This is a genomic window from Halochromatium sp. NSM3 (genome assembly GCF_059621085.1).
Window position 1 is genome coordinate 179359 of sequence record NZ_JCAQIA010000001.1, and the last position, 25053, is coordinate 204411.

At 62.7% G+C, this 25053-nt stretch carries 20 protein-coding genes; all 20 read left to right on the forward strand.

The genetic code is table 11. From position 1 onward, the window contains the following. The 20 genes from AC54T3_RS00910 to AC54T3_RS01005 all read left to right on the forward strand — a co-directional run bounded on the left by AC54T3_RS00910 (window position 1) and on the right by AC54T3_RS01005 (window position 25012). The gene (locus AC54T3_RS00910) at window positions 1-558 is read left to right on the forward strand and encodes a DJ-1 family glyoxalase III (protein WP_496621592.1); all 558 of its coding nucleotides are present in this window, start codon (window positions 1-3) and stop codon (window positions 556-558) included. Continuing rightward, window positions 558-1685: an MraY family glycosyltransferase gene (locus AC54T3_RS00915; protein WP_496621593.1), complete on the forward strand. Its 1128-nt coding sequence runs from the start codon at window positions 558-560 to the stop codon at window positions 1683-1685. The genes AC54T3_RS00910 and AC54T3_RS00915 overlap by 1 nt, the downstream gene beginning before the upstream one ends. A gap of 15 nt (window positions 1686-1700) precedes the next feature. Continuing rightward, window positions 1701-3629: a polysaccharide biosynthesis protein gene (locus AC54T3_RS00920; protein WP_496621594.1), complete on the forward strand. Its 1929-nt coding sequence runs from the start codon at window positions 1701-1703 to the stop codon at window positions 3627-3629. Window positions 3630-3706: 77 nt separating this feature from the next. Further along, window positions 3707-5746: a GspE/PulE family protein gene (locus AC54T3_RS00925; protein WP_496621648.1), complete on the forward strand. Its 2040-nt coding sequence runs from the start codon at window positions 3707-3709 to the stop codon at window positions 5744-5746. Window positions 5747-5857: 111 nt separating this feature from the next. Beyond that, window positions 5858-7066 (forward strand): type II secretion system F family protein, encoded by a 1209-nt coding sequence (locus tag AC54T3_RS00930; RefSeq protein WP_496621595.1) that lies wholly within the window; start codon window positions 5858-5860, stop codon window positions 7064-7066. 42 nt (window positions 7067-7108) lie between these two features. Further along, the gene (locus AC54T3_RS00935; RefSeq protein WP_496621596.1) at window positions 7109-7714 is read left to right on the forward strand and encodes a Uma2 family endonuclease; all 606 of its coding nucleotides are present in this window, start codon (window positions 7109-7111) and stop codon (window positions 7712-7714) included. A gap of 89 nt (window positions 7715-7803) precedes the next feature. After that, window positions 7804-8250: a type II secretion system major pseudopilin GspG gene (gene gspG, locus AC54T3_RS00940; RefSeq protein WP_496621597.1), complete on the forward strand. Its 447-nt coding sequence runs from the start codon at window positions 7804-7806 to the stop codon at window positions 8248-8250. Between the two features lie 23 nt (window positions 8251-8273). Next, entirely contained in the window at window positions 8274-8744 is a 471-nt protein-coding gene (locus AC54T3_RS00945; RefSeq protein ID WP_496621598.1) for a GspH/FimT family pseudopilin, read from the forward strand. Then, window positions 8744-9202, forward strand: coding sequence for a type IV pilus modification PilV family protein (locus tag AC54T3_RS00950; protein ID WP_496621650.1), 459 nt, complete (start codon window positions 8744-8746; stop codon window positions 9200-9202). Before AC54T3_RS00945 ends, AC54T3_RS00950 begins: the two co-directional genes overlap by 1 nt. Further along, a complete protein-coding gene (locus AC54T3_RS00955) occupies window positions 9202-9912 on the forward strand; it encodes a type II secretion system protein GspJ (RefSeq protein WP_496621599.1) in 711 nt (236 codons plus the stop codon). Before AC54T3_RS00950 ends, AC54T3_RS00955 begins: the two co-directional genes overlap by 1 nt. A 64-nt stretch (window positions 9913-9976) precedes the next feature. Continuing rightward, window positions 9977-10948, forward strand: a complete 972-nt coding sequence (locus AC54T3_RS00960) for a type II secretion system minor pseudopilin (RefSeq protein WP_496621600.1) — start codon at window positions 9977-9979, stop codon at window positions 10946-10948. Beyond that, complete coding sequence (locus AC54T3_RS00965; protein ID WP_496621601.1) at window positions 10939-12033, forward strand: PilN domain-containing protein; 1095 nt, start codon at window positions 10939-10941, stop codon at window positions 12031-12033. Before AC54T3_RS00960 ends, AC54T3_RS00965 begins: the two co-directional genes overlap by 10 nt. Next, window positions 12030-12710: a type II secretion system protein GspM gene (gene gspM / locus AC54T3_RS00970; protein ID WP_496621602.1), complete on the forward strand. Its 681-nt coding sequence runs from the start codon at window positions 12030-12032 to the stop codon at window positions 12708-12710. Before AC54T3_RS00965 ends, gspM begins: the two co-directional genes overlap by 4 nt. Next, entirely contained in the window at window positions 12707-13312 is a 606-nt protein-coding gene (locus AC54T3_RS00975; RefSeq protein WP_496621603.1) for a hypothetical protein, read from the forward strand. The genes gspM and AC54T3_RS00975 overlap by 4 nt, the downstream gene beginning before the upstream one ends. A 197-nt stretch (window positions 13313-13509) precedes the next feature. Continuing rightward, a complete protein-coding gene (gspD, locus tag AC54T3_RS00980; RefSeq protein ID WP_496621604.1) occupies window positions 13510-15507 on the forward strand; it encodes a type II secretion system secretin GspD in 1998 nt (665 codons plus the stop codon). Window positions 15508-15592: 85 nt separating this feature from the next. Continuing rightward, on the forward strand, window positions 15593-16537 hold the full coding sequence (locus AC54T3_RS00985) for a KpsF/GutQ family sugar-phosphate isomerase (protein ID WP_496621605.1): 945 nt from the start codon (window positions 15593-15595) through the stop codon (window positions 16535-16537). A gap of 5 nt (window positions 16538-16542) precedes the next feature. Next, a complete protein-coding gene (locus tag AC54T3_RS00990; protein ID WP_496621606.1) occupies window positions 16543-21024 on the forward strand; it encodes a glycosyltransferase in 4482 nt (1493 codons plus the stop codon). Between the two features lie 228 nt (window positions 21025-21252). Beyond that, entirely contained in the window at window positions 21253-21813 is a 561-nt protein-coding gene (locus AC54T3_RS00995; protein WP_496621607.1) for a hypothetical protein, read from the forward strand. Window positions 21814-21992: 179 nt separating this feature from the next. Further along, complete coding sequence (locus tag AC54T3_RS01000; RefSeq protein ID WP_496621608.1) at window positions 21993-23582, forward strand: hypothetical protein; 1590 nt, start codon at window positions 21993-21995, stop codon at window positions 23580-23582. A 137-nt stretch (window positions 23583-23719) separates the two neighbouring features. Further along, window positions 23720-25012 carry an Ig-like domain-containing protein gene (locus AC54T3_RS01005; RefSeq protein WP_496621609.1) on the forward strand — a complete coding sequence of 431 codons (1293 nt, stop codon included), beginning with the start codon at window positions 23720-23722 and terminating at the stop codon, window positions 25010-25012. Window positions 25013-25053: the final 41 nt, after the last annotated feature.

A 25053-nucleotide genomic window follows, 5' to 3' on the forward strand; every position in this document is an offset into this window, starting at 1 on the left:
ATGCCACGCGTGCTCATCCCACTGGCCCCTGGCTGCGAAGAGCTGGAGGCCGTCACCCTGATCGACCTGCTGCGCCGGGCCGACCTCGAGGTCGTCACCGCCGCCCTCGATCCGGGGCCGGTGACCTGTAGCCGAGGCACCGTCCTGGTCGCCGACGTCGATCTCGACGAGGTGGCCGAGGACGACTTCGATCTGGTCGTGCTGCCCGGCGGCCAACCGGGCGCCACCAACCTCGACCGCGATACCCGCATCCACGATCTGCTCGCCCGCCAGGCCGCTGCCGATCGCTGGAGCGCGGCCATCTGCGCGGCGCCCGCAGTGCTCGCCAGCACCGGCCTGCTCGACGGCCGTTCGGCGACCAGCTTCCCCGGCGCCATCGACGCGGCACGCTATCCCGAGATCACGCTGCTGGAGCAGCCCGTGGTCATCGACGGCAAGGTCGTCACCTCGCGCGGTCCGGGCACGGCGATGGACTTCGCGCTGCAGCTCATTGAGCTGCTGCTCGATGCCGAGCAGCGCGCTTCAGTCGAAGCAAAGCTGATGCGCCCCGGAGCGTGATGGCCGCCACCAGCGCTGGGACTGGCGCCGGCCTGCTCCCACTGGCTGCCGTGGCCCTCGCCGCCTTTCTCCTCAGCGCGGCCCTGACCGCGCTGCTCGTGCGCGCTCGCCTGCCACTGCTGCATGTGCTCGATCATCCCAACGAGCGCTCATTGCACGACAGCCCGATCCCGCGCACGGGCGGTATCGCGCTCTTGGGAGGGTTGCTGGGAGGGTTGTTGACTGGACTGCTGCTCGCGGTACTCATCGCACGCCCCGGCGGCAGCGTGACGGCAGTGCATTCCTCCCTCGCCGACAGCCCGGCGGCAATGCTGTCACCCCCCCTACCCTGGCTCGGCGCCGCGCTGCTGCTGGTCGCCGTCGTCTCGTTCTGGGATGATCGCGCTGGTGTCTCGCGTCGGCTGCGACTGCTGGCGCATCTGCTGGCTGCGGTCCTGCTCTGGCTCGGCGGTCTGCGCTGGGATCAGCTCGGCCTGCCGGGACCCGGCATTCCTCTGCCGTTCCTGCTCGCCTTGCCGCTGACCCTCCTCTACAGTCTCTGGATGATCAACCTCTATAACTTCATGGATGGCATGGACGGACTCGCCGGCGGCATGGCCGCGATCGGTTTCGCCGCGCTGGCGTTGCTCGGTTACAGCGCCGGCGATCCCCTCTACGCCGCCTGCTGCGCCGCCGTGGCGGCGGCCGCAGCTGGTTTTCTGACCGGCAACTGGCCGCCAGCGCGGCTCTTTCTCGGCGATGTCGGCGCCTCCAGCCTCGGCCTGCTCGCTGGAGGCTGTAGCCTCTGGGGCGCGAGCGCCGGCCTGTTTCCGCTCTGGATCGGCTGGCTGATCTTCTCGCCCTTCATCGTCGATGCCACCTGGACCCTGCTGCGTCGCGTCATCAACGGCGAGCGCCCGTGGGAGGCACACCGCTCCCATCATTATCAGCGCCTGGTGCTGGTCGGCTGGGGCCATCGCCGCACCCTGCACCGGGCGTTGGCACTGATCGCCGCCACCGCCGCCACCGCCGTCGCCGCGCCCACCCTCAACAGCACCGAGCAATGGTGGCTCGTCGCCGGCTGGGCGCTGATCTTCGTCCTCATCCATCTGCGCGTGAGCCTGGCCGAGCGCCTCGCGCGCGCCTGAGCCTGATCCCAGCCGATGACGACGCGTTGGTTCGAGCGGCTGCGCTCCCGCTTCCTCGCCTTCCTGCATGATCTGCTCTGGGTGCCGATCGCCTGGATCGGCGCCTATTGGATGCGCTTCAACCTTGGCGAGGTGCCGGCGGCGTTCTGGAGCGCCGCCTGGGAGCTGCTGCCGCTGGTGATGCTGATCTGCGCGCTGGTCTACTCGTCCTTCGGCCTCTATCGCGGCGTTTGGCGCTTCGCTTCACTGCCGGATCTGACGCGCATCGCTCAGGCCGTCACGGTTACCAGCTTCCTGGTCGTGCTGATCCTGTTCCTGCTCAGCCGCAACCAATTTCTGCCGCGTTCGGTGCCGCCGCTATTCCTGGTCTTCCAGCTCATCGGCCTGGCCGGCCCCAGGCTGCTCTATCGCCGCCTCAAGGACCATCAGCTCGGGTTGCGTCCCGGCGAGCGGGTGCTAGTGGTCGGCGCCGACCGCGCCGGCGAGATGCTGGTGCGCGATATGCTTCGCGATCGCAGCCATCAATATAATCCGGTGGCCTTCGTCGACGACAAGCTGCGCCGGCAAGGTGGCGACATCCACGGCGTCCCGGTCAGGGGCCGCTCGGAGCAGATCCCGGCACTGGTCGAGTCGCTTGGCATCGACCTGATCATGCTCGCGGTGCCCACCGCCAGCGATGCCCAGATGCAGCGCCTGGTCGAACTCTGCGAGCGCACCGGCAAACCGTTTCGCACCGTGCCTCAGCTCAAGACCGTGCTCTCCGGTGCCATCACCATCCATCAGTTGCGGCCGGTCTCGATTGACGACCTACTCGGTCGTAATCCGGTGCAGCTCGACTGGGCGGCCATCCACGCGGGCCTCACCGATCGCGTCATCTTGGTGACCGGTGCCGGCGGCTCCATCGGCTCCGAACTCTGCCGGCAGATCATCGCCGCGCGACCTAAGCGCCTGGTGCTCGCAGACAATGGCGAGCTGAACCTCTACCGGCTCGACTTCGAACTCGCGGCCCGCGCCGATGCCCCCGACTACGGCCTCTACCTGGTCGACGTCACCGATCGCGTTGCGCTGGAAGACCTGTTCGCGCGCGAGCGCCCGCAAACCATCTTCCACGCCGCCGCCTACAAGCATGTGCCTATGCTCGAAGGTCAGGTGCGCGCTGCGGTGCGCAACAATGTCTTCGGCACCGAGGTCGTCGCTGACTGCGCCGATCGCCATGGCTGCGAGCGCTTCGTGCTGATCTCGACCGACAAGGCGGTGAATCCGGCCAATGTCATGGGCGCCAGCAAGCGTGCCGCAGAGGTGCTCTGCCAGGCCCGCGCCCAGCGTTCCAGCACCCGCTTCATCACCCTGCGCTTCGGTAATGTGCTCGGCTCCGCCGGCAGCGTGGTGCCATTGTTTCGGCACCAGATCGAGCAGGGCGGGCCAGTGACCGTGACCCATCCCGAGATCGAGCGTTTCTTCATGACCATCCCCGAGGCCTGCCAGCTGATTATGCAGGCGGCACTGATCGGCACCGGCGGCGAGATCTTCGTCCTCGACATGGGCGCGCCGGTCAAGATTCGCTACCTGGCCGAACAGATGATCCGCCTCGCCGGGCGTGAACCCGGACACGATATTCACATCCAATACGTTGGCCTGCGCCCGGGCGAGAAACTCTACGAGGAACTCTTCTACGAGCGCGAGGATCTACTCGCGACCGAACATGCGAAGATCCGCGCCGCGCGCCGCGCGTGGATCGATGCCGACGCGGTCGAGGCCGCGCTCAAGCGTCTTAGCGTGGCCGTCGACGGGGTCGAGCCCGAACCGCTCTTGCGCTTGCTGCACCAATTGGTGCCGGAATGGCAGGCCTCGCCGCCGTGCCCCGTGCAGTCCCTCGGTCAATCCCCCGGCCAAGGCCCGATAGCCGAGCCAACACCTGATCCAGACCACAGAGATACGCGATGATGGACCAAGGACAAGCGCTTCGACGCGAACCCTCTCTGGTGCTGAACGACGAGACAGTGGCAGTCACGGCTGAGCCGATGCCATTGGATCACGTCACCGAATCAAAACTGGTTTCAGTTCAGGATTCAGCCCCGGATTCCGACACGCTTTTTGATTCCGAGTTGAGCCCGGAGTCGGACTTGGATCTGGATTCAGCCTTGAGTGTGACGCAGGGGCCAACGCCGGAACAACAGTTGATCGCGGCCCTGCAGCGGCGCGGCAAATGCACGCCGGGCGATCTGGCGCGCGCGCGCAAGCTCACCGAGGGTAGCGGTGATCCGCTACGCCTGATGCTGGTGCGCCTGGGGCTGGTCTCGGAGCGCGACATGGCGGCGGCCTGCGCCGAGGTGCTGGGCTTGGAACTGATCACCGGCGAGCAGTATCCGGACGAGCCGATCGCCGAGGAGCAGCTCAGTCTGCGCTTCTTGAAAGACGCCCGGATCATGCCGCTGTCCGAGACCGAACAGGGGCTCACCCTGGCCGTCGCCGACCCACTCGATGCGTTCATCCCCAAGGCCGTGCAAATGGCCACTGGCAAGCAGATCAGCCTGCAGGTCGGCCTGCCGACCGAGATCCAGGCCGCGCTCGAGCGCGTCTACGAGCAGCCGGTCGACGACGACGCCGAAGCCGAGGTGCAGGCCGAACTCGGCAACTTCAGCGAGGAGGACATCGAGCATCTGCGCGATCTGGCCAGCGAGGCGCCAGTAATCCGGCTGGTCAATCAGATCCTGCAGCACGCGGTCGAGTCGCGCGCTTCCGACGTTCACATCGAGCCCTTCGCCGATCAGCTCAAGGTGCGCTATCGCGTCGACGGCATCCTCAAGGAAGGCGAGTCGCCGCCGGTCAGCTCCACCGCCGCAGTGATCTCGCGCATCAAGATCATGGCCAAGCTCAACATCGCCGAGCGCCGGCTGCCGCAGGACGGGCGCATCCCGCAGCGCATCCAGGGCCGTGAACTCGATCTGCGTGTCTCGACCGTGCCGACCATGTTCGGCGAGAGCGTGGTCATGCGTCTGCTCGACAAGGAGAGCGTCAGCTTCGACTTCGACGCGCTCGGCTTCGACGGCCCGCCGCGCGAGCGGCTGATCAAGGTGCTGGAACAGCCCTACGGCATCTTCCTCGTCACCGGCCCGACTGGCAGCGGCAAGAGCACCACTCTCTACACCGCGCTGAGCCGGCTCAATACGCAAGAGAACAAGATCCTCACGGTCGAGGATCCGGTCGAATATCAGGTTGCTGGCATCAATCAGATCCCGGTCAAGTCGGCGATCGGTATGACCTTTGCCGGCGCGCTGCGCGCCATCGTCCGCCAGGACCCGGACATCATCATGGTCGGTGAGATGCGCGACCTCGAGACCGCGCGTATCGCGGTGCAGTCGGCGCTGACCGGCCACGTCGTGCTCTCGACCCTGCATACCAACAATGCCGCCAGCGGCGTGACCCGTCTGCTCGACATGGGCGTGGAGGACTATCTGCTCACCAGCACCATCAACGGCATCCTCGCCCAGCGCCTGGTGCGCCGGCTCTGCCCCGAGTGCCGGCAGCCCTATACGCCACCGCCCGAGCTGACTGCCAAAATACGCGAGGCGGATCGAGCGCCGGCTGGCACCAATGGCGGCGACAAGGCTGGCGCTAATGACGGCGCCGATGGCGGACTTGACAGCGAGGCCAAAGGCAAAGCGTCCAAAAGGCATTTTTCCATGCGATCCTGGTTCGGCTGGCGTCGATCGCCTGCCAATCGGGAGCGCACGGATGAGCAACCTGCTGGCGCCACCACCACCGCCCCAGCCGCCCTCAAACCAGGCAGCTTCAAAAAAGACCAGCCGCTGCAGCTCTACCGCGCCGTCGGCTGCAAGGCCTGTAACCACAGCGGCTATCGCGGACGATTGGTCATCGCCGAGGTCTTGCTGATGTCAGACCGCATCCGCCAAGCGGTGCTCAGCCATGCCACCTCTGGCGAGATCCATCGCATCGCGGTCGAGGAAGGGATGGCCACGATGTATCGAGACGGTTTGCGCAAGGCCGTCGATGGCCGCACGACCGTCGAGGAGGTGATTCGTGTCGCTGAGGATAACTAGGCGCCTTGCGCGCTCTTGCCGCAGAGCCCCGGACCCCCGCCTCCGCCGGCCATATCAGCGGCCGCATCAGCGGGCGCATCGGCCTTCTGGACCGACAGACTGAGGCCTAGGATGCCACGCTATTACTACAAGGCGGTCAGGCTCGATGGCGAGGAGGTCGAAGGCGAGCGCGAGGCTGCCGATGAAGGGGCGCTGATCGCCCGCCTGCAGGCTGAAGGGCTACTGCCGCTGAAGACACGCTCGGCCGGTGGGCTCACGGCCCAACTCGCGCGCCGGCGCCAGCGCGGCCTGCAGGCCAAGGATATCGAGAGCCTCACCCGCCAGCTCGCGACCCTGCTCGAATCCGGCCTGACGCTGGATCGCTCGCTCGGCGTGCTCACCGAGCTGACCCCGGAGGAGCACGTCACCCGTGTGCTCAGCGACCTGCAGGAGCGGGTGCGCGGCGGTGCCACCTTCTCGACGGCACTCGAGGCGCAAGGCGGCCAATTCCCCAAGCTCTACGTCAACATGGTGCGCGCCGGCGAGGCCAGCGGCGCCTTGGATCAGGTGCTCGGGCGGTTGGCCGATTATCTCGAGCGCAGCGCCGAGCTGCGCGGCACCGTGACCTCGGCACTGGTCTACCCGATGATCCTGCTTGTCATCGCCGGGCTGTCGGTGATCATGCTGCTGGTGTTCGTGGTGCCGCAGTTCACCGTGCTGTTCGAGGACATGGGCGCGGCGCTCCCGACGCCGACGCGCATCGTCGTCGGCGCCGGCGATCTGTTCCGCGATTATTGGTGGGCGTTGCTGGTCTTGGTCGCGCTGGTTGCGGTGGTAATGGAGCGCTGGCTGCAGAACCCGGACAACCGCCGCCGCTTCGATTATCGGGTGATGCGCTTGCCGCTGTTCGGCGACCTGATCTGGAAGATGGAGACCGCGCGCCTCTGCCACACGCTAAGCACCTTGCTCAAGAACGGCTTGCCGCTGCTCAGTGGACTCAAACTAGCCAAGGAGGTGGTCAACAACCGCAAGATCGGCGATGGGCTTGACGAGGTTGCCGAAGATCTCAAACATGGCCGCGGCCTCGCCGAGCCGCTGACCAGCCGCAGCGTGCTGCCGCAGCTCGCGCTGCAGATGATCCGTGTCGGCGAGGAATCCGGTACCCTGGATGCCATGCTCGCCAAGGTCGCCGACATCTTCGACCGCGAGACCCGCACCAGCGTCCAGCGCATGCTGACCCTGCTCGAGCCGGCGCTGATCATCGGCCTCGGCGTCATCGTCGCTGGTATCATCATCTCCATCCTGATGGCGATCCTCGGCGCCAATGAGCTGGTGTTTTAGTGAGGTTTTGTCAGACCACGCAATGAGAGGCGTTCTACATTGATGGAAGCTATCGCCCTGTCTCGCCCGGAAAAGCCGCTGAATCGGCAGATTCTCGACCGCCAGCGCCACCGGCTGTGTCGCGCCGATTATCACCGGATGGCTGAAGCGGGCATTTTTTCTGAAGACGATCATATTGAACTGATCGCTGGGGAACTGGTTGATATGCCACCCATTGGCGACGAGCATGCGGGGTTGACGACCCAACTCAATCATCTCATCCATCGCAGTGGCGTCAAGGATGCACTCGTGTCGGTGCAAAGCCCGCTGGTCTTGGATGACCACAGCGAGCCCGAGCCGGATTTGATGCTGCTGCGTTTCTGCTCGGACTATTACAAGCAGGCCAAGCCGCGCGCGGCCGATGTGCTGCTGTTGATCGAGGTCGCGGATTCTTCGCTGAGCTATGACCGCTCGGTCAAGCGGCCACTCTATGCCCAACATGGCATCGTGGAAGTCTGGATCGTGAATCTTCAAGATCGCGTGGTGGAAGTCAATCGCGATCCGGATGGGCAGGATTATCGGGACACTTGGTTGGCACGCGCCGGGGATCTGTTGCAGTCGCGACAGGCGCCAGATTTTACCCTTTGCGTCTCCGAGTTGCTCGCTTAGGAGGCCGGATGCCGTCACCGAATGGCCGACGGCGCTGCACTTGTTCGAACGCTATGCACCCTCTCAATTCAACCATGAAGATTGATCTCATGCTCCCAACACGATGCTCAAAGTCCCAACGAAACAGCCGCGGCTTCACTCTGGTCGAACTCTTGGTCGTGCTTGCCATCCTTGGCCTGCTCGCGGGCCTGGTCGGACCGCAGGTGATGAAATTCCTCGGCAGCTCCAAGACCAAGACCGCTGCGCTGCAGATCGAAGACCTTGGCGCCACGCTGGATCTCTATCGGCTGGAGGTTGGCCGTTACCCTGGCACCAACGAAGGACTCGAGGCCTTGGTCGCCGATCCGGGCAACACCCCGAACTGGAACGGCCCCTACCTAAAGAAATCTCAGGTGCCGAAAGACCCCTGGGGTAACGACTATCAGTACCGCTCGCCAGGTCAGAACGGTCCTTATGATATCTGGTCGCTGGGTGCCGATGGCCAAGAGGGTGGCGAGGGTGAGAACCAAGACATCAAGAGCTGGGAAAGCACCTGAGTCGATGCGGCCCAAGCACGCTGGTGGGTTGGAAAGTCTGCAAGACCGTTGCCACGGGCTTCACCCTGGTTGAGCTGATCGTCGTGCTCGCCATCGGCGGTCTCTTGCTCACGCTCACGCCGCCGCTGATCACCGCCGCCCTGCCGGGCGTCGAACTCAAGGCCGGCGCCCGTCGCGCCGCCGGCGCCTTGCGCCAGACGCGCGAGATCGCCATCGCCAAGGGCACCGACGCGGTCTGGCTGCTCGATACCGAGAACGGCCGGTATCGGATCGAGGGCCAGGCGCGCACGGGAGCCTTGCCCGACGGCATCGACATCGAGTTGGTCACAGCACGAGATGAGTTGCGCAGCGAGCGCATCGGCGGTATCCGCTTCTTTCCCGACGGCACCTCCTCCGGCGGCCGCCTGATCCTCAAGCGCGGCGAGGGTGGCTACCAGGTAGGCGTCAACTGGCTGACAGGCCGCATCCTGGTCGCTGATTGGGAACCGGAATGATGAACCGTTCGAGTGGCCTTCGAGTTCGGCGGATTGGTCCGCGACAGCAGCGGAGGCCGCGACAGCAACGGGGCTTTTCGCTGCTCGAGGTCTTGGTCGCCTTCGCGATCCTCGCCCTTAGCATGGGCGTACTCTTGCAGATCTTCTCCAAGGCCATGACCACGACCGCCATCAGCGAGACCTACAGCCGCGCGGTCGCGCTCGCCGAGGCCAAGCTCAACGCCGTCGGTGTCGATGTGCCGCTGGAAGAAGGCGTTTACAGCGGCGACCCGGAGCAGGGCATGGATTGGATCATCGCGATCGAACCCTATCAACCGCAACAGGGTCCATTCCAGGATGCGTTTGGCGAGGCCCCACCGCTGCAGCCCTATCAGGTGACTGCGGTGGCGTCCTGGCCGAGTGTGCGCGGGACGCGACGCGTGAGCCTGCGAACGATTCGTCTGGGGGAAGCGTTTTGATGCGCTCCCGAGCGTCGCGCGGCTTCACCCTGGTCGAGCTGCTGATCGCCTTGTCGCTGATCAGTCTCATCACGCTGCTGCTCTTCTCCGGGCTGCGCTTGGGTTCGCGCAGCTGGGAAGCGGTGGAGACGGTCTCGGAGCGGGTCGCCGATCTGCGCATCGCGCGCAACCTCATCGAGCGCGCGTTGCGCCAGACCCAAGCGCTCACGCTGGTCGTCGATGGCGTCGAGCGGTCGGTCTTCGCCGGTGAGGCCGAGGCGCTGGAATGGGTCGCGCCGCTCTCGAACCATGTCGGCATCCCGGGACTCTATATCCTGCGCCTCAACCTGGAAGAGGCTGGCGAGTATCCGCGCCTGGTCCTGACCCGCTGGCTGCTGCATGACGAGGTCTTGAACGACGGCGCTGAGAATCCGATCTGGGAGCCGCTGATGGAGGGCGTTGGCTCGAGCGCCGAGCAGGGGCCGTTCGACCGTGACCTTGCCCAAGGCGCCTATGGCCGCACAGTCCTGCTGCCGCAGGTCGAGCGTTTTCGACTCGAGTATTTCGGCCGGCTGTCGGGCGGTTTCGAGCGCGAGTGGTCCGAGGAATGGATCGATCAACGCGCGCTGCCGGAGGCCGTGCGCTTGACCCTGAGCACGCCGGAGCAGCAATGGCCAGCGGCCTTGGTGAGGCTGCCCGGCCCGCAGGTGATTCGTGATCAGGATCGCTGAGCCGCATTCGCTAGCATCGCATCCACCGCGCTCAAACTCGCGTGGAATTGCGCTAGTGCTGGTCATGTGGGTACTCGCGCTGCTCACGGTCATCGCGCTCGCGCTGACCCAGATCCAGCGCACCGAGGGCGCGCTGACCGCGAACCAGCTCGATCGTGCACGCTTTCGCGCCCATGCGTCTGGCATCTTGAATCTGGTGGCGCTGGACCTTCTCAGCACGCCGGCCACGACCTTCGACGACGCAGCGATAACCTGGATTCCGGATGGCCGAGCACAACCGTTTCGGTTCAACGGGGAGGATTTCATCGTCACCCTCTCCAACGAAGGCTCCAAATTCGACCTGAATACCATTGAGCGAACCCAACTGCTGACCTTGATCGAGCTGGCACAGGACCCCGAGCGCCCGGATGAACTGCAGCGCGACCAGCTTGCCGACGCCATTCTCGACTGGCGCGATGACAACGATCTCGCGCGTCTCAACGGGGCCGAGGACGCTGATTACGCCTCGGCCGGCTTGCCCTATGGCGCCGGCGACAGGCCTTTCCGCAGCGTCGAAGAGCTGCGCCAGGTGCTTGGGATGCCGGCCTCGATCCATGCCAGGCTCGCCCCTTATCTGACGGTCGAATCCAGCAGGGCGAACCCCTATGCGGCCTTCTCGGCAGGTCAAGGGGCTGAGCAGGGGCAAGGCCAGATCGACGAGGCCTTCGCCGCCGCGCCCGTGTTAGTGGCGCTCCATGGCTATGCGCTCGAGGATGCTCAGCACCTCGTCGAGGAACGCTTTCAAGGGCTCTTCGTCGACGATGACGAGGGGCAACGCGCGCCACTGGACCGGGGCGGTCCGCGTTATCATCTCCAGATCACGCATCAGCGCTCCGGCGGGGGTGGCCCGACCATGGAGGCGTTGATCCATGTCGAGCCGGCGAATCCAGCCGCGTTCGAGGTGCTGTGGCAACGTTTCGGCGCCAAGGCGGCGAACACGGATCCCGACTCAACTTCCGGCTCAAATCCCGACGACGGTGCCGTTGCATGGCCCTAACCGATGCCCTCTCTCGCCTCAAACAGCCCTCGCTGAGTGCATCGAGCCTTGGCCTCGTGCTGGCGCGCTGGCGGCGGCAGTGGCTGGACTGCCTGCCGCGCGGGCCCAGGATCTGGCTGGCCTCGCGTCATCCTGATCTCGTCATCGCGCCACGGGGCGACACGGCCGAGGTCTTTCGCGACATCATTGGCGAGCGACAACTGCTGAGCGTGATCGATCCGCACGCCTCGGATAGCGTGCTGGCCATCGACGCCGGTGGCAAACAAACCTGGCGCAGGACGATCCTAGAGCTGCCAGCGGAGGTCGTGCTCTTGCGGCGCTTGGTCTTGCCGACCCAGGTGCGCGACCATCTGCGCCAGGTCTTGACCTATGAACTCGATCGGCTGACCCCGTTCAGTCCCGCCGAGGTCTTCTTCGACGCACGTGTCACAACGCTGCTCGGGCAGGGGGGTAAAATCGAGGTCGAACTCGCGCTCTGTCAGCGCGAGCGCGCGAGCGCCTGGCTCGCATCGCTACGCTCAGCGCCCACGCCTGTCACCAAGCTGACCTGGGCCGGTGCCTGGCCCGAGGCCAACCTGCTGCCGTCCGAGGCGCGCCCGCGTCCGCGACGCCTGCCTTGGATACTGACCTGGCTGCTGGGCCTGCTGGTAGTCGCGCTCCTTGCCGCCGTGCTGATCACGCCGCTCTGGCAACGGGCACACGAGCAACAGCGGCTGACGCAGGCGTTGCGCGGGCTGAGCGCCCAGGCCCAGGAAGTGTCGGAGGTGCGCGAAGCGCTCGAGCGTGCCCGCCTCGGCAGCGTCGCCGTGCTCGAGCGCAAGCGCGAGTATCCACGGATGACCGAGCTGATGCTCGAACTCACCGAGCTGCTGCCGGATGGGACCTGGGTGCAGACGCTGAATTATCGCGACGGCGCCGTCGACATCCGGGGTGAGTCGACGCAGGCGACGGCTTTGATCGGTCTCCTCGAGCGTGGCCTTGGGATCAACAACGTCACCTTTCGCTCACCGGTGATGCAGATCGATGCCAGCGGCAATGAGCGGTTCCACATCGCCCTCGACTATCGCTCGATGGAGTCGCCATGAGCGCCGCTGACCCCATGAGCGCGGCTGGCAGCCTCGCCTCCAGTTCCAGTTCCAGTTCCAGTTCCAGCTCCAGCCCTAGCCAGCGCCAACGCAGGCTCTGTCTCGCGGTGCTAGCGGCGATCGTCCTCGTCCCGCTCGCGCTCGCGACGCTCGTCGGCCTGGTCTGGCTGGAGCGGATGCAGACCCTGGAGCGCGGAATCCAAGGTGATCTTGACAGATTGCAGCACTATCAACGGTTGGTGGCCACCTTGCCCACGCTGCGCCAGGCACTCGAGGAGGAGCAGTCGAACGACGCCTTCAAGGCCTACTACTTCGATGCGGATACCCCGGCCATTGCCGGCGCCCAGCTGCAAAGCGAGGTTCAAGACATGGTGCGCAATGCCGGTGCGCGCCCGGTGAGCGCCCAGGTGCTGCCAAGCGATGAAAAAGACGATCCGCCACGGGTGCGGGTGCGCATCCAGCTCCAAGGAACGACGGATCAGCTCTTCGATGTCCTCTACCGGGTCGAATCCGCGCGTCCGTTTCTCCTGATCGACCAGATGTCGATCCGCTCGCAAGCGAGTTCGAACCAGCGCCGAGGGCGCCAAACGGTGCGCGGAGCGCCGAGGCCCGATCAGCAGGATCAGTTGACGGTGAGACTCGACATCTTCGGCTATTTCTTGGGGACGACCGGATGAAGCGCCTGCTGCTTGGCCTCGCCCTGCTGTTGACGGCCGGCCTGCTGCTGCAGTGGCTGGATTGGCGCACACCGCTGCCCGAGGCCGAGGAGGGCGCCGGACTCTCCGATCTGGTCAGCGCGCCGGCCGCGCCCGATCCCAACCAGGCGATCCCCATGCTGCGGCCCGAGGACGAGTATCTCGCCGTCATCGAGCGGCCGCTGTTCCTCCCGGAGCGGCGCCCGCCGACCGAGGAGCCCGTCGATCTGAACGCCGACGATCTCTCCCAAGAGGTCGCCGAGCTGGAGAAGCTCGATGTGAGCGCGACCCTGATCCTGTCGCCCAGCGAGGCATCGGTCTGGCTGAAGGATCCGGCCCGGCCCGAACTCGTGCGGCTGAGACTGGGCGAGGAGTATCAGGGCTGGACCGTAGCGGGCATCGAGACCGATCGCATCCTGATGGAACGACAAGGGACGACGGAAACGTTAGACTTGCTCGATTATTCTGCGTCACCTCCGTCCTCCTCACCGTCACGGTCAAGGCAACCCGTCCAACAACGGGGCGGGGCGCCGGCTCGGAACCATTCAACATCCGCTGCCGGTCCCGCGCCAGTCTCCCGATGATCTCTCGCCACTGTTCCATGTGCATCCAGAGCCAGCACCGGTATCCCATCAGGCGTTCCTGGGCGCGATCCGCGTGGCTCCCGCGCCTGCTCGTCGTCCTTGCGCTCTTACTCACGCTCCCGGGCTGCCAGTCGCTGGTCTGGGATCCAACGGCGGAGATCTCGAAGGCCGAAGGGCATGTCAACGTCGAGGAGCCGTTGACAGGCTCCCGCAGAGAGGTGCGCGCCGCCGGCGGGATCTCCCTGGGTGACGATGCCCCCGCTGGCGCCGAGGACTCGCTGCAGAGCGGTACCGGAACCTTCGTGCGGCCGGTTGCCGCCCCCCAGAGTTCGGCAGACCGGGGCTCCGGTCCCGATGTGTCCTTGAACTTCGATAACACCGACATCCGTGAAGTCGTCAAGATCATCCTCGGCGATGTCCTCGAGGTCAGCTACACGCTGGACCCATCCGTGCAAGGCACCGCATCCCTGACCACGGCCCGCCCCCTGAGCCGTGATCTGCTCATCCCCACGCTCGAGACCTTGCTACGGATGAACAACGCCGCTCTGATCGAGCGCGGCGGGCGCTACCAAGTGGTGCCAGTCAATAACGCCAGGCAAGGACGCGTCGTGCCCCAGCTTGGCAGCTCCTCGCGGGCCCTACCCGAGGGCTACAGCGTCCAGGTGGTGCCGCTGCAATACATCGGCGCGGCCGAGATGACCGACATCCTCGAGCCACTCGCGCCCGAAGGCAGCATCGTTCGCATCGACACGCTCCGAAATCTGATCGTCGTCGCCGGCACCAGCCCCGAGATGAGCAGCATGCTGGACACCATCCAGATGTTCGACGTCGACTGGATGGCCGGTCTCTCGGTCGGCTTCTTCACTCTCGAGTATGCCAAGGTTGGCGATGTGGTCACGCAGCTCGAAACGCTGCTCGCCGATGAAGCGGTCAACTCGGCGCAAGGGCTGTTTCGTTTCGTCACCGTCGAAAGCGCCAATGCGCTGCTGGTGGTCTCGCCGCAGCAGAGCTACCTGGCCCGCATCGAGGATTGGATCAAACGCTTGGATTTGGCGGAGGCATCCGGAACCTCGGCCCGGCGCCTCTATGTCTACCGTGTGCGCCATGGCGATGCCGAAAACCTGGCCGATATCCTAACCACGCTCTTCTCCGAGGAGGGCGCGAGTCGTGGAGGAAGCAGCCGCAGCGTCGGCGGTCTCGCGCCGGGGCGCGAGCAGGCATCGATCGGGGAAGGCGATTCCAGCTCCGGCAGCGGATCAATGCGCTCGGCCGCGCGTGGTTCCAGCGCGAGCACGGTGACCCTCTCCTCGGAAGTGAGCATCGTTGCCGACATCGTCAACAATTCGCTTCTGGTGCGCTCCAGCCCGCGCGATTACAAAAAGATCCTGGACGCACTCAAGCAGCTCGACATCGTGCCCCTGCAGGTGCTGGTGGAGGCGACCATCGTCGAGATCCAGCTCACCGGCAACCTCAAGTATGGCGTGCAGTGGCGCTTCAAGGGGCCGGCGGTCGACGGCTACCAGAGCCGCCCGTCCCTCACCGAGGGCAACAGCGAGACGCCCGCGCCGAGCTTCCCCGGCTTCAACTGGTCGGTCGTGCTGCAGCCGAGCACCATCAGGGCGACCCTCTCGGCACTGGCCGACGATAACCTGGTCAACGTGCTGTCCTCGCCGACGGTGATGGTGATGGACAACCAGGAAGCCAAGATCGAGGTCGGCGATGAGGTGCCGATCCTGACCACCACACAGCAGGGCCTCTCGGATAACGACCGCATCCTCAATCAGATCGAATACCGGCAAACCGGCGTGCTGCTCTCGGTGACACCCCGAGTGACCCCAGGTGGCATGGTGCAGCTACAGATCGACCAGCAAGTCAGCTCGGTGCTCAACGAGGACGGCCCCCGCGGCCCCTCATTTCGCAATCGCACCATCACCAGCAATGTGGCCGTGCGCTCCAACCAAGCAGTGGTCCTCGGCGGCCTCATCCAAGACGATACCTCGAGCGGTAAATCCGGTGTTCCCGGGCTCTACCGCGCGCCGATCATCGGGCCGCTGTTCGGGCAGACCTCCAAAACTGCCCGCCGCACCGAACTGGTGGTGGTGCTCACGCCTAGAGTGATCGCCGGCGATCACGACATCGACGCGGTGACGCGTGACTTTCGGCGGAAGGTGAAGAATCTTGATCCGCGTTTTTGACGACAGGTTCGCGTCGGGTGAGATTACGCTTGGTGAAACCGCACCGGATGAAAACGCGCCGTGTGAGACCACGCCAGCTCAAACCATGGCGATGAGGCAGGATCACGCGGCCATCGCGCGCGAGGTGTTTCGCATTGAGGCCGAGGCGATCGCCGGGCTGGAGGCGAATCTCGATGGGCGTTTCACGCAGGCCGTGGAGGCCATCCTCGCGGCGACAGGTCGCGTCATCGTCTGCGGCATGGGCAAATCCGGCATCATCGGCAAGAAGATCGCCGCGACCTTGGCCAGCACCGGCACGCCGGCCTTCTTCATGCATCCCGGCGAGGCGTTCCATGGCGATCTCGGGATGGTCACGCCCGAGGATCTCTTCGTCGCCATCTCCCATTCCGGCGAAACCGAGGAATTGCTCAAGTTGCTGCCGTTCCTGCAAGAGAACGGAAACAGCATCATCGCCATCACCGGCAACAGCCGCTCCACCCTGGCCCAGCACAGTCGCGCGCATCTCTCGGTTCGGGTCGCGCGCGAGGCCTGTCCGCTGCAGCTCGCCCCGACCGCTTCGACGACGGCGACCTTGGCGATGGGGGATGCGTTGGCGGTGGCCCTGATGAAGGCGCGCGATTTCCAGGCCCACCACTTCGCCCGTTTCCACCCCGGCGGCAGTCTTGGCCGGCGCCTGCTGCAGCGCGTGCGTGACGAGATGCGCAGCGACAAGCTGCCCTTCATCGCGCCGCACGCGAGTGCCGATCAGGTGCTCGCGGCAGTCACCGATGGCGGTCTTGGCGTTGCGCTGGTCAGCGACGAGGGCGGCCAGGTGGTCGGCGTCATCACCGATGGCGATCTGCGGCGCGCGGTGCAGCGATACCGCCAGACCTTCTTCAGTCGCACCGCCGCCGATCTGATGACGGCAAAGCCGGTGACCATTGGCGTCGATAGCAACATGCACATGGCCATCGAGCTGATGGCCGAGCATCACATTACCCTGCTCGTGGTCGTCGATGGCGAGCAGGTGGTTGGCGTGGTACAGAAATGAGCCTGATGGAATCCGTTGTCGATATCATCATCCCGGTCTACCGAGGCGCCGAGGAAACCCGCGCCTGCATCGACTCGGTGTTGGGCTGGCCACAACGCACGCCGCATCAGGTCATCGTCATCGACGATGCCTCGCCGGACGCCGAGCTGCGACAGTATCTCGACACGCTCGTCGACGATTCCCGCGTCGAACTGATTCGCCAGCCCGAGAATCGGGGCTTCGTCGCCACCGCCAATCTCGGCATGTGGCTGCACCGCGAACGTGATGTGGTCTTGCTCAACAGCGACACCGAGGTCGCCAACGATTGGCTCGATCGGCTGCATGCCTGTGCCGCAACGGACTACCGCATCGCCACCGTCACGCCCTTCTCCAACAACGCGACCATTTGCAGCTATCCGCGTATCGGCGAGGAGAACGCGCTGCCGTCCGATCTGGACACCGCCGCCCTTGATGATTTATTCCGGCGCCATAATGCCGGCGCCATCGTCGAGCTGCCGACCGGCGTCGGCTTCTGTCTCTACATGACGCGCGCCGGCATCGAAGGACTCGGGGGCTTCGATGAGGACAGCTTCGGCGCCGGTTACGGCGAAGAAGTCGACTACTGCATGCGCGGGCGTATCGCTGGCTGGCGCAATCTGCTCTGCGCCGATGTCTTCGTCCGTCATCAGGGCGGGGTGTCGTTCCAAGACACCGGTGCCGCCCGGCGCAAAGCCGCTCAGCGCTTCATCGACGCGCGTTTTCCGGAGTATCCCCAGCTCGTCGCCGATTTCTTCCAGCGCGACCCGCCGCGACCCTTCCGCCGTGCCGTCGATCTGGCCCGATTCTGTGGCTCGACCCGCCCGCGCTTGCTGTTCATCAGCCACAACTGGGGAGGTGGTGTCGATCGCCATGTGCAGCAGCTTGCCTCAGCGCTGGCCGATCAAGCCGAGGTCTTGTCACTACAGCCGCAACGCGGCGGTATGGCTGTCCTACAGTGGCTGCGCGCTGGCGAAGACCTGGCCATCTATCGGGCCTTAGTGGCCGATGAGACCGATTCTTGGATCGAACTGCTGGCTGCGCTCGGGCTGAGCCGTGTGCATTATCATCATGTCCAAGGCTTCCCGCCTTGGATTCTGGGACTTGCCGAGACTCTTGGACTGCCATACGACGTCACCCTGCACGACTATCTGCCGGTCTGCCCGCAGTTGCACTTCGTCGATGCCTCGGGGACTTATTGCGGCGAGCCTTCGGACCCGGCAGTGTGCGAGCGTTGCATCGCCGAACGGCCGCATCCCTGGGGGCTTGATATCGGCGCCTGGCGCACGCGATTCCTCGACTGGCTCGCCGCTGCCGAGCGCGCCATCGCCCCCTGCGCCGATGTTGCGGCGCGCATGAAACGCTATCGACCCGATCTCCCGCTCGTCACCTGGCCGCATCCAGAGGCCAAGGGGTTGGGGCCTTATCCGTTGACGCGGCGCAGCCTGGCGCGGCGCAAGATCCTCTTGCTCGGCAGCCTGTCCGATGCCAAGGGCCTTAGCCTGGTCTCCGCTGCGGCGATCGAGGCCGCGCGTCAGGGCCTGCTGTTGGACTTGCGTGTCATTGGCGCGATCCGCCGCCGAGTCCCCCTCTGGCCGGAAGCCAACCTGAGTGTCCATGGCGAATATGCCGAGCCGGACCTGCCAGCAATCCTCGAACGCGAGCGCCCGGACGCCTTCCTGTTCGCGTCCGTGATCCCGGAAACCTTCTCCTACACGCTTTCGCTGGCGATGCGCACCGGCCTGCCCATTGTCGCGCTCGACATCGGCGCTATCGGCGAGCGGTTGCGCGACTATCCCGAAGCGATCTTGCTGCCACCCAAGATCGACGGGCAGGCAATGGTTGCACAGCTCGATCACTTGCCGTGCGCCTATGCGCTGAGGATAGCCAACGAGCCAGTGATGCCCTTAAGTCTTGGCCTGCCGGAGACCGAGTATGTCGATCGCTACTTAGCCCCGATCTCGCCGGTTGGAGCGGTGGAGCCAATCAAACCTGCCGCAAGCCAGTTCTATCCCCCGCACCATAAAGCTGACCTGGCACCGCCGGTGCAGGTGCTTTACGAGCATGGCGTGATCTGCGGGATGACCGAAGCGCGCGCCCAGTTGGAGCGTGAGCTTGCCGATGTCGAGCAACAACGATCCGAGGTCGCCGAGCTGAAACGCTCTCTTGGCAACTTCGACCGCGCCCATCGACGCCATGTTCAGCACCTCGAATCCAAGATCAATGCGTTGCAAGCCCGCAACGACGAGCTGCAGCAGAGCACCTTCTGGCGTATGACCGGTCCACTGCGCTGGACCGTACAGCACGGCCGGACCATGACCGCGACAGTTCGCGCGCTGCCCAACCGGCTGCCCCGTGGGCTGGCGCTGGCGCGCCGACTGCTCGCGGAGCAGGGTTGGCGGGGGCTAGCTGCCGAGATTCGCCGCCGCCAAGGTCGAGCAGTCCGCATCGATCCACGGCTTGCTGTCGACTATCAGGTGGACGACGATATCCGCCCACTTGCGCTGCCCGTGGTCGACGACCCCGAGGTCAGCATCATCATCCCGAGCTATGGTCAGCACGAGCTTGCGTACACCTGCCTGAAGAGCCTGGCCGAGCACCCGCCTGGGTTCGGCATCGAGGTGCTGCTGATCGATGATCATGCCCCAGAGCCGGCCGCCGACGCCTTGGCCGCGATCGAAGGCCCGACCCTGATCCGCAACGCCGAAAACCTCGGTTTCCTGCGCAGTTGCAACCGGGCCGCCGAGCAGGCGCGGGGGCAGTATCTGCTGCTTCTAAACAACGACACCTTGCTGCTCGAGGGCTGTCTCGACGCCCTGCACCGCGCCTTCGCCGAACACGAGCGCGTCGGTGCCGTCGGCGCGCGGCTGATTTATCCCGATGGCCACCTGCAAGAGGCCGGCGGGATCGTCTGGAAGGACGGCTCGGCCTGGAACTGGGGGCGTGGCGAGCATCCGGAGGATCCGCGCTTCAACTACGTGCGCGAGGTCGACTATTGCTCTGCGGCCTGCCTCATGGTACCGACCGCCCTGTTTCGGGAGCTTGGCGGTTTCGACGAGCGCTACGCGCCCGCCTATTACGAGGACACCGATCTTTGCCTGGCACTGCGCGATCGCGGCTACTCCGTGCTCTATCAGCCGGCTGCGACCGTCGTTCACTTCGAGGGGGCTTCGCACGGTACCGATGAATCCGCCGGTCTCAAGGCTTATCAGGTCCGCAACCGTGACCTTTTCCGCCAAAAATGGGCCATCCGACTGCAGCACCATTTGGACAACGGCGTTTGCCCGGAACGCGAGCGTGACCGTGTGGATGGGCCCCGGGTGCTCTGGATCGAGGCCTGCATGCTGACGCCGGATCAAGATTCCGGCTCGCTGCGAACCTGGAGGCTGCTGCAGCTACTCCGAGAACTCGGCTGCAAGGTCACCTTCATGGCCGACAACCTGGAAGCCATAGCGCCCTATGCCGATCAGCTCCGTCAGGCCGGCATCGAGGTCCAGTCAGCGCCCCACACCAGCTCCGTCAGCGCGTATCTGGACACTGAAGGTGCTCATCAGGATGTGATCGTGCTCTGTCGGCACTACATCGCCATCCGCTATGTCGATCAGGTGCGCCGGGTGGCGCCGCAGGCACGCTTGATCTTCGATACCATCGATCTCCACTATCTACGTTTGCGACGCCAAGCCGAGCTGGACCAGAATCCGAGCACGCGCGTCGCTGCGGATTTGGCCTATCGCGAGGAATTGAGCATCGCTGAGCGCAGCGACATAACCTTGGTCGTCAGTGATATCGAAGCACGTGAACTCGCCCGCGAACTGCCTGGCACTCGTGTTGAGATCCTGAGCAACGTGCATGATCCGATCGATGAAGTGGCCCCAGCTGCGGGACGGCAACATATTCTGTTCGTCGGTGGGTTCCAGCATCCGCCTAACATCGATGCCGTGGAGTTCTACGCTCGGGAGATCTGGCCCGCCTTCCGCGAGGACCATCCGGATGCGCGAACCTACATTGTCGGTAGCCGGATGCCCCTGGAACTGCGCCGCCTCGGTGAAGCCGCCGGCTTGGAGATGCTCGGTTATGTTGCGGACTTGCAGCCGCTGCTCGCCAGCTGCCGCTTGTCGGTGTCGCCGCTGCGCTATGGCGCCGGCGTTAAAGGCAAGGTCAACCAGAGTCTCGCTGTGGGCCTGCCAGTCGTCGCAACCTCCGTCTCCATCGAGGGCATGGCGCTAGAGCACCAACGCGACATCCTAGTCGCCGATGAGCCAGCGGCCTTCATGGCCGCAATGTCGTGCCTTTATACCGATGACAGCCTTTGGGATCGGCTGTCGGAAAATGGCCGTGAGCGCATTCGCGAACAGTTCTCGACTGAGGTGGCATTGGCGACCCTGCGTCGGATTCGATCTGCTAAACGCTCGCAACCTAAATGTTGTGACTTTAGCGCAACAGCCGCAACAAGCCATCATGATGCGGCTTAAGTCTTTTTAAATCAAAAAGATAAAGCATTTTTTGCGGCTTGCTATTGGTTGCTTTTGAGGCCAGATACCGCCATTAACCGTCGCAAAAAAAATAGAGTTGCGAAACGGGCACAGTCTTGCTAGATTTCAAAGGTGTCCCAAGGTAAGGCAAAACCTGTATTCTGTGATCCGTGGGCATCACAATCAGTCTTGACGACAACCGCTTAGCTGACATACTTAGTGTTGCATATGACAAGTAACGGCCAACTCAAAGTCGCCTCTGTTTTGATAGCCGCGTTGATGGGAGCATTGTTGGTCAGCTTGTCAGCCATCGGTGATGAAAAGCAGGAACCAGCAGTCGATGCCGCCGAGAGCGGACCGAAACAGGCGAAGGCGCGGCAGGCCAGCGATGGCGAGGACTCCATCCCTGTGAAGCCCCATAAATCGGTTGCCAAGCAGCAAGAGAAACCAGAGGCCGGCACGCCCGAAGCTCGGCTCTGGGAGCGCGTCGAGGCACGCTGGACGGCTCTCGCCAAGGGGGATTTTGCCGCAGCCTACAAATATGAGACGCCAGGCTACCGTGACACAATGACCCCCCAAGAATTTCAATCCCAATTCGGTAGTGCCGTTCGTTGGCTCGGCGCCGAAGTCCAGCACTTGGATGTGTCGGAGACTGGAGACCGGGCGGAAGTCAAGGTGTTGCTGGAATATGAGGCGCCCATGCCCACTGGCGACACCTACACCAACCGCCGGCCCCTGAAAGAGCGATGGATCGCCTCCGAAGGAGACTGGTGGTATGTGCGTGACTGATGTCGCGTTAACGCGATCGATGGATAGGCTGCCCTGGGCTATGGCTGTACGCCATCACGGTCTTAGGTTATATTCATCGTGCGTTGGGCTGCGTGTGTTGGATTGCCCCCGCTCCTGCCAGACGTTGCATCACCGGCTCCGGTTCTCACGTTTCGTAAACCCTACAAGGGAGACCTGAAATGAAGCTTAGCTTTACACGACAAAAGACAGCGGTTGCCATCGCGGCTGCACTGGCGGCAGGTGCATCGGCGCCCGCGTTTGCTGTTAGCCACTCTGACACAGGCCTGGGCGAAGTGGCTCTCGTTCCTTATTACACGGTTCGGGATAATTACGACACGAATATCAGCGTTGTCAACACCTCTGATCGTTACGTGGTCGCATTCAAGATTCGCTTCCGGGAGGGTTCGAACAGCCGAGACGCTCGCGACTTCAACGTCTTCCTGTCACCCAACGATGTTTGGACGGCGACCGTCTCCATGGGCGCTGATGGTGAAACGCCCTACATCCAAACCGCAGACACGAGTTGTACCGCACCTTGGGTTGGAAGCGACAGGCAGAGAAGCTTCGTTGTAGTCGGTCAAACCGCAGACGGCCGTGATATCAAACAGCTTGATATGACGAACATCGCCTATGCGGGTGGGTCGGTGCTGCCTCCTGATGGTGGTCCAACGTCGATTGAACGGGCTCAGGAAGGCTATATCGAAGTTATCGAGATGGGTGTTGCCTCGCCTAACCCGAATGAGAGCGAGCTGGGTAGTCTTGCAGTTCACGGTCCCACTCAGAATTGCGCCTACCTGGCGGGAGTCTATAATCCAGTTCTCAACCCGGTGACGGCGTTGGGATCTGGGCCGATGCAGTGTAACGATACTACAACACCTAATGGTGCTGCTGTTACTGGAAATGACGCATTTAGGGCTGAGTATTGTGAGCCTCTAAATATCCTGAAGGTAGCCGCCAACTTAATCAAAGTTGATGAAGGTGTTGCCGGGGGGATGCCAATCTCGATGCTGTCAAACTTCTTCAACCCGAACACTGTTGAGGTTCTGAACAATCCGAGCCCCCTAGACATTAATGCAGAGCCGCAGTTGGAAACGCCGAACCTTAATTTCGCCTTCCCCGAAATATCGGCTCAGATCGCGAATGGCATACCAATCTCTGCGGATTTCACTGGACAGATCGAGGGAGGTGCTAAAGCCGTTAGTAGCCTATTTTCCGCGACCGATGTGATCAACGAGTATGCAGTGGGTGGTGCTGCACAGACCCAGACCGCTTGGGTCGTGACATTTCCAACCAAAAACTTCTATGTAGATGACGGCGCATTCTCTGCACCAGTCGCGCCGTTTCAGCAGCTCTACAGGAATGGCGTTTCCTGTGTCACGGTCGATTTCGACTACTATGACCGGGAAGAAAATTCTCCAATTACGCCGACTGGGGAGGTGCTACCCTCGCCGCCGCCTGTGACGCCCATCCCAACAAATTCGATCTGCGACGAGTCACAGATCTTGAATTTCGGCTCGGATGACTTGTTCTCATCGCAGCACAACTATGTTGTGGATCGCGAGGCCGGATTTGATTCAGGCTGGATGCGCCTCGGCTTTCCAAATGCAGGTTCAATCCAAAGCAATAATGGGATCATTTTCGAGGGTCTTCCAACAATCGGATTTTCGATGAAAACCTTGAACAATGGAGTGGTCGGAAATGCGCTTCGCACCTATGGTGTTACTTCGGAGCACGCGTTTCAGCGAACGATCATCCAGCCGACTCCGTAAAGCAAGTTTTAGCGGAGCCTAGCCTCGGATGAAGGCTTAAACCGGGTCTCCAGGGAAGGAGGCCACAGGTCGTCCAAACTTAATTCTGCAATCTAGCCATCATATTCCGCTTTTTTCATATCCTTAACGAGTCACTCATGCACCGAAATACCATTATCTCTGCCATCTCAGCCTTGGTCTTGGTATCCCCGTCCGGTGCTAAATCCCAAATTGCTAATCTATTTGATCAGTCTGGCTCTCTGGCTGCTAGCTGTACCTATTCTTCAATCCTTGTTTCGGGTATCGAGGCAAATGGAGCAACCATTGAGTGTAACGGCTCTGTTGATGTGCCTGATGAAATCCTAGAGCAAGCACTCAAAGGCCGCACTCTGAATCTCAATGGAGAGAACATTGCCATCCGGCAAACCGATAGCTTTTTGATAGTACCTGAAGGCGGAGATTCTGGAGAAAATACTCCACCGAGAATCAGTGATCAGCAAGCAAATGCAACTGCTAGCAGCACCAGCATAACAATCGATGTACTGGCTGCTGCAATAGATCTTGATCCGGGTGATTCTATAACACTTGATTCGGTCGAAGCGGTTGGCGAAACACAGGGGATCGCACGTATACAGCAACAAAAGATTGTGTATTCGCCACCCTCAACATTGACACATTCTGCAACGGATACATTTGTCTTTTGGATTAAAGATAGCCAGAACGCTAGAACCGAGGCAAAGCTAACAGTGTTGATATCGCCGGGTAACAACGATGACGGCAATGGAAATAACAACAATGGTGGATGTGATCCTGTGGCCGGGGGTGCTGATTGTTTTGGCCAAACTTGGAATGGGGCTTGGTATACCCTGGAAGATGAATTGGCCGGTCGTGTATCCGAACCATTGTTCCACCCAGACAGAGAAAATTATACAATAGCGATTTTTTCGCCGCCTAACGATGATGGGGAGAGCCACTGGGGCTGTGGACCTGAATCTTATCCGTTAGTAGATGTGAAGCCTCAATGCGATTGGACGGCTTCACTTCAAGGGAATATCACCTATATGTCGCGACTTCGTACTAACAATGGTAAACCAATCAAGCCGACCGTGAGGCTAAGAACTGCAGAAACCCTGGATGAATTTGGCTCCTATATATTTGGGTTGTCAGATCGTCCCGATGAGGAACTCAGTCGCAATATGAACCCATTAGAGCCAAAGTGCTTTTATTTGCAACCAACCAAAAGCATCGCTTTTTCCGGACCTATTCAGTTTCCTGGGATAGATAATCCTGGATGCAAGTTCCTCGATACTACTGGTGCTAGTGGTAGTTATGAGAGTCTCTACCTTAAATTCAAGGCGACGGGCTCAACAACAAATTTTCAAGGCAATGAAGTGTCTGCAGAAGATTGTAATCGCACTATTGACTGCCGTATGTATATGAATGCCTGGTAGCTTGACGGTCTGTAACCGCAATAAAGGCTTTCAATGTGGAT

Bases quoted from the DNA above. Each gene is read 5' to 3' on its own strand.
- AC54T3_RS00920 (WP_496621594.1), top strand. From the start codon at position 1,701: ATGACGACGCGTTGGTTCGAGCGGCTGCGCTCCCGCTTCCTCGCCTTC.
- AC54T3_RS01000 (WP_496621608.1), top strand. From the start codon at position 21,993: ATGAAGCTTAGCTTTACACGACAAAAGACAGCGGTTGCCATCGCGGCT.
- AC54T3_RS00975 (WP_496621603.1), top strand. From the start codon at position 12,707: ATGAAGCGCCTGCTGCTTGGCCTCGCCCTGCTGTTGACGGCCGGCCTG.
- gspG (WP_496621597.1), top strand. From the start codon at position 7,804: ATGCTCCCAACACGATGCTCAAAGTCCCAACGAAACAGCCGCGGCTTC.
- AC54T3_RS00925 (WP_496621648.1), top strand. From the start codon at position 3,707: ATGCCATTGGATCACGTCACCGAATCAAAACTGGTTTCAGTTCAGGAT.
- AC54T3_RS00950 (WP_496621650.1), top strand. From the start codon at position 8,744: ATGAACCGTTCGAGTGGCCTTCGAGTTCGGCGGATTGGTCCGCGACAG.
- AC54T3_RS00910 (WP_496621592.1), top strand. From the start codon at position 1: ATGCCACGCGTGCTCATCCCACTGGCCCCTGGCTGCGAAGAGCTGGAG.
- AC54T3_RS00965 (WP_496621601.1), top strand. From the start codon at position 10,939: ATGGCCCTAACCGATGCCCTCTCTCGCCTCAAACAGCCCTCGCTGAGT.
- gspM (WP_496621602.1), top strand. From the start codon at position 12,030: ATGAGCGCCGCTGACCCCATGAGCGCGGCTGGCAGCCTCGCCTCCAGT.
- AC54T3_RS00990 (WP_496621606.1), top strand. From the start codon at position 16,543: ATGGAATCCGTTGTCGATATCATCATCCCGGTCTACCGAGGCGCCGAG.
- AC54T3_RS00960 (WP_496621600.1), top strand. From the start codon at position 9,977: ATGTGGGTACTCGCGCTGCTCACGGTCATCGCGCTCGCGCTGACCCAG.
- AC54T3_RS00930 (WP_496621595.1), top strand. From the start codon at position 5,858: ATGCCACGCTATTACTACAAGGCGGTCAGGCTCGATGGCGAGGAGGTC.
- AC54T3_RS01005 (WP_496621609.1), top strand. From the start codon at position 23,720: ATGCACCGAAATACCATTATCTCTGCCATCTCAGCCTTGGTCTTGGTA.
- AC54T3_RS00955 (WP_496621599.1), top strand. From the start codon at position 9,202: ATGCGCTCCCGAGCGTCGCGCGGCTTCACCCTGGTCGAGCTGCTGATC.
- AC54T3_RS00935 (WP_496621596.1), top strand. From the start codon at position 7,109: ATGGAAGCTATCGCCCTGTCTCGCCCGGAAAAGCCGCTGAATCGGCAG.
- AC54T3_RS00995 (WP_496621607.1), top strand. From the start codon at position 21,253: ATGACAAGTAACGGCCAACTCAAAGTCGCCTCTGTTTTGATAGCCGCG.
- AC54T3_RS00915 (WP_496621593.1), top strand. From the start codon at position 558: ATGGCCGCCACCAGCGCTGGGACTGGCGCCGGCCTGCTCCCACTGGCT.
- AC54T3_RS00985 (WP_496621605.1), top strand. From the start codon at position 15,593: ATGGCGATGAGGCAGGATCACGCGGCCATCGCGCGCGAGGTGTTTCGC.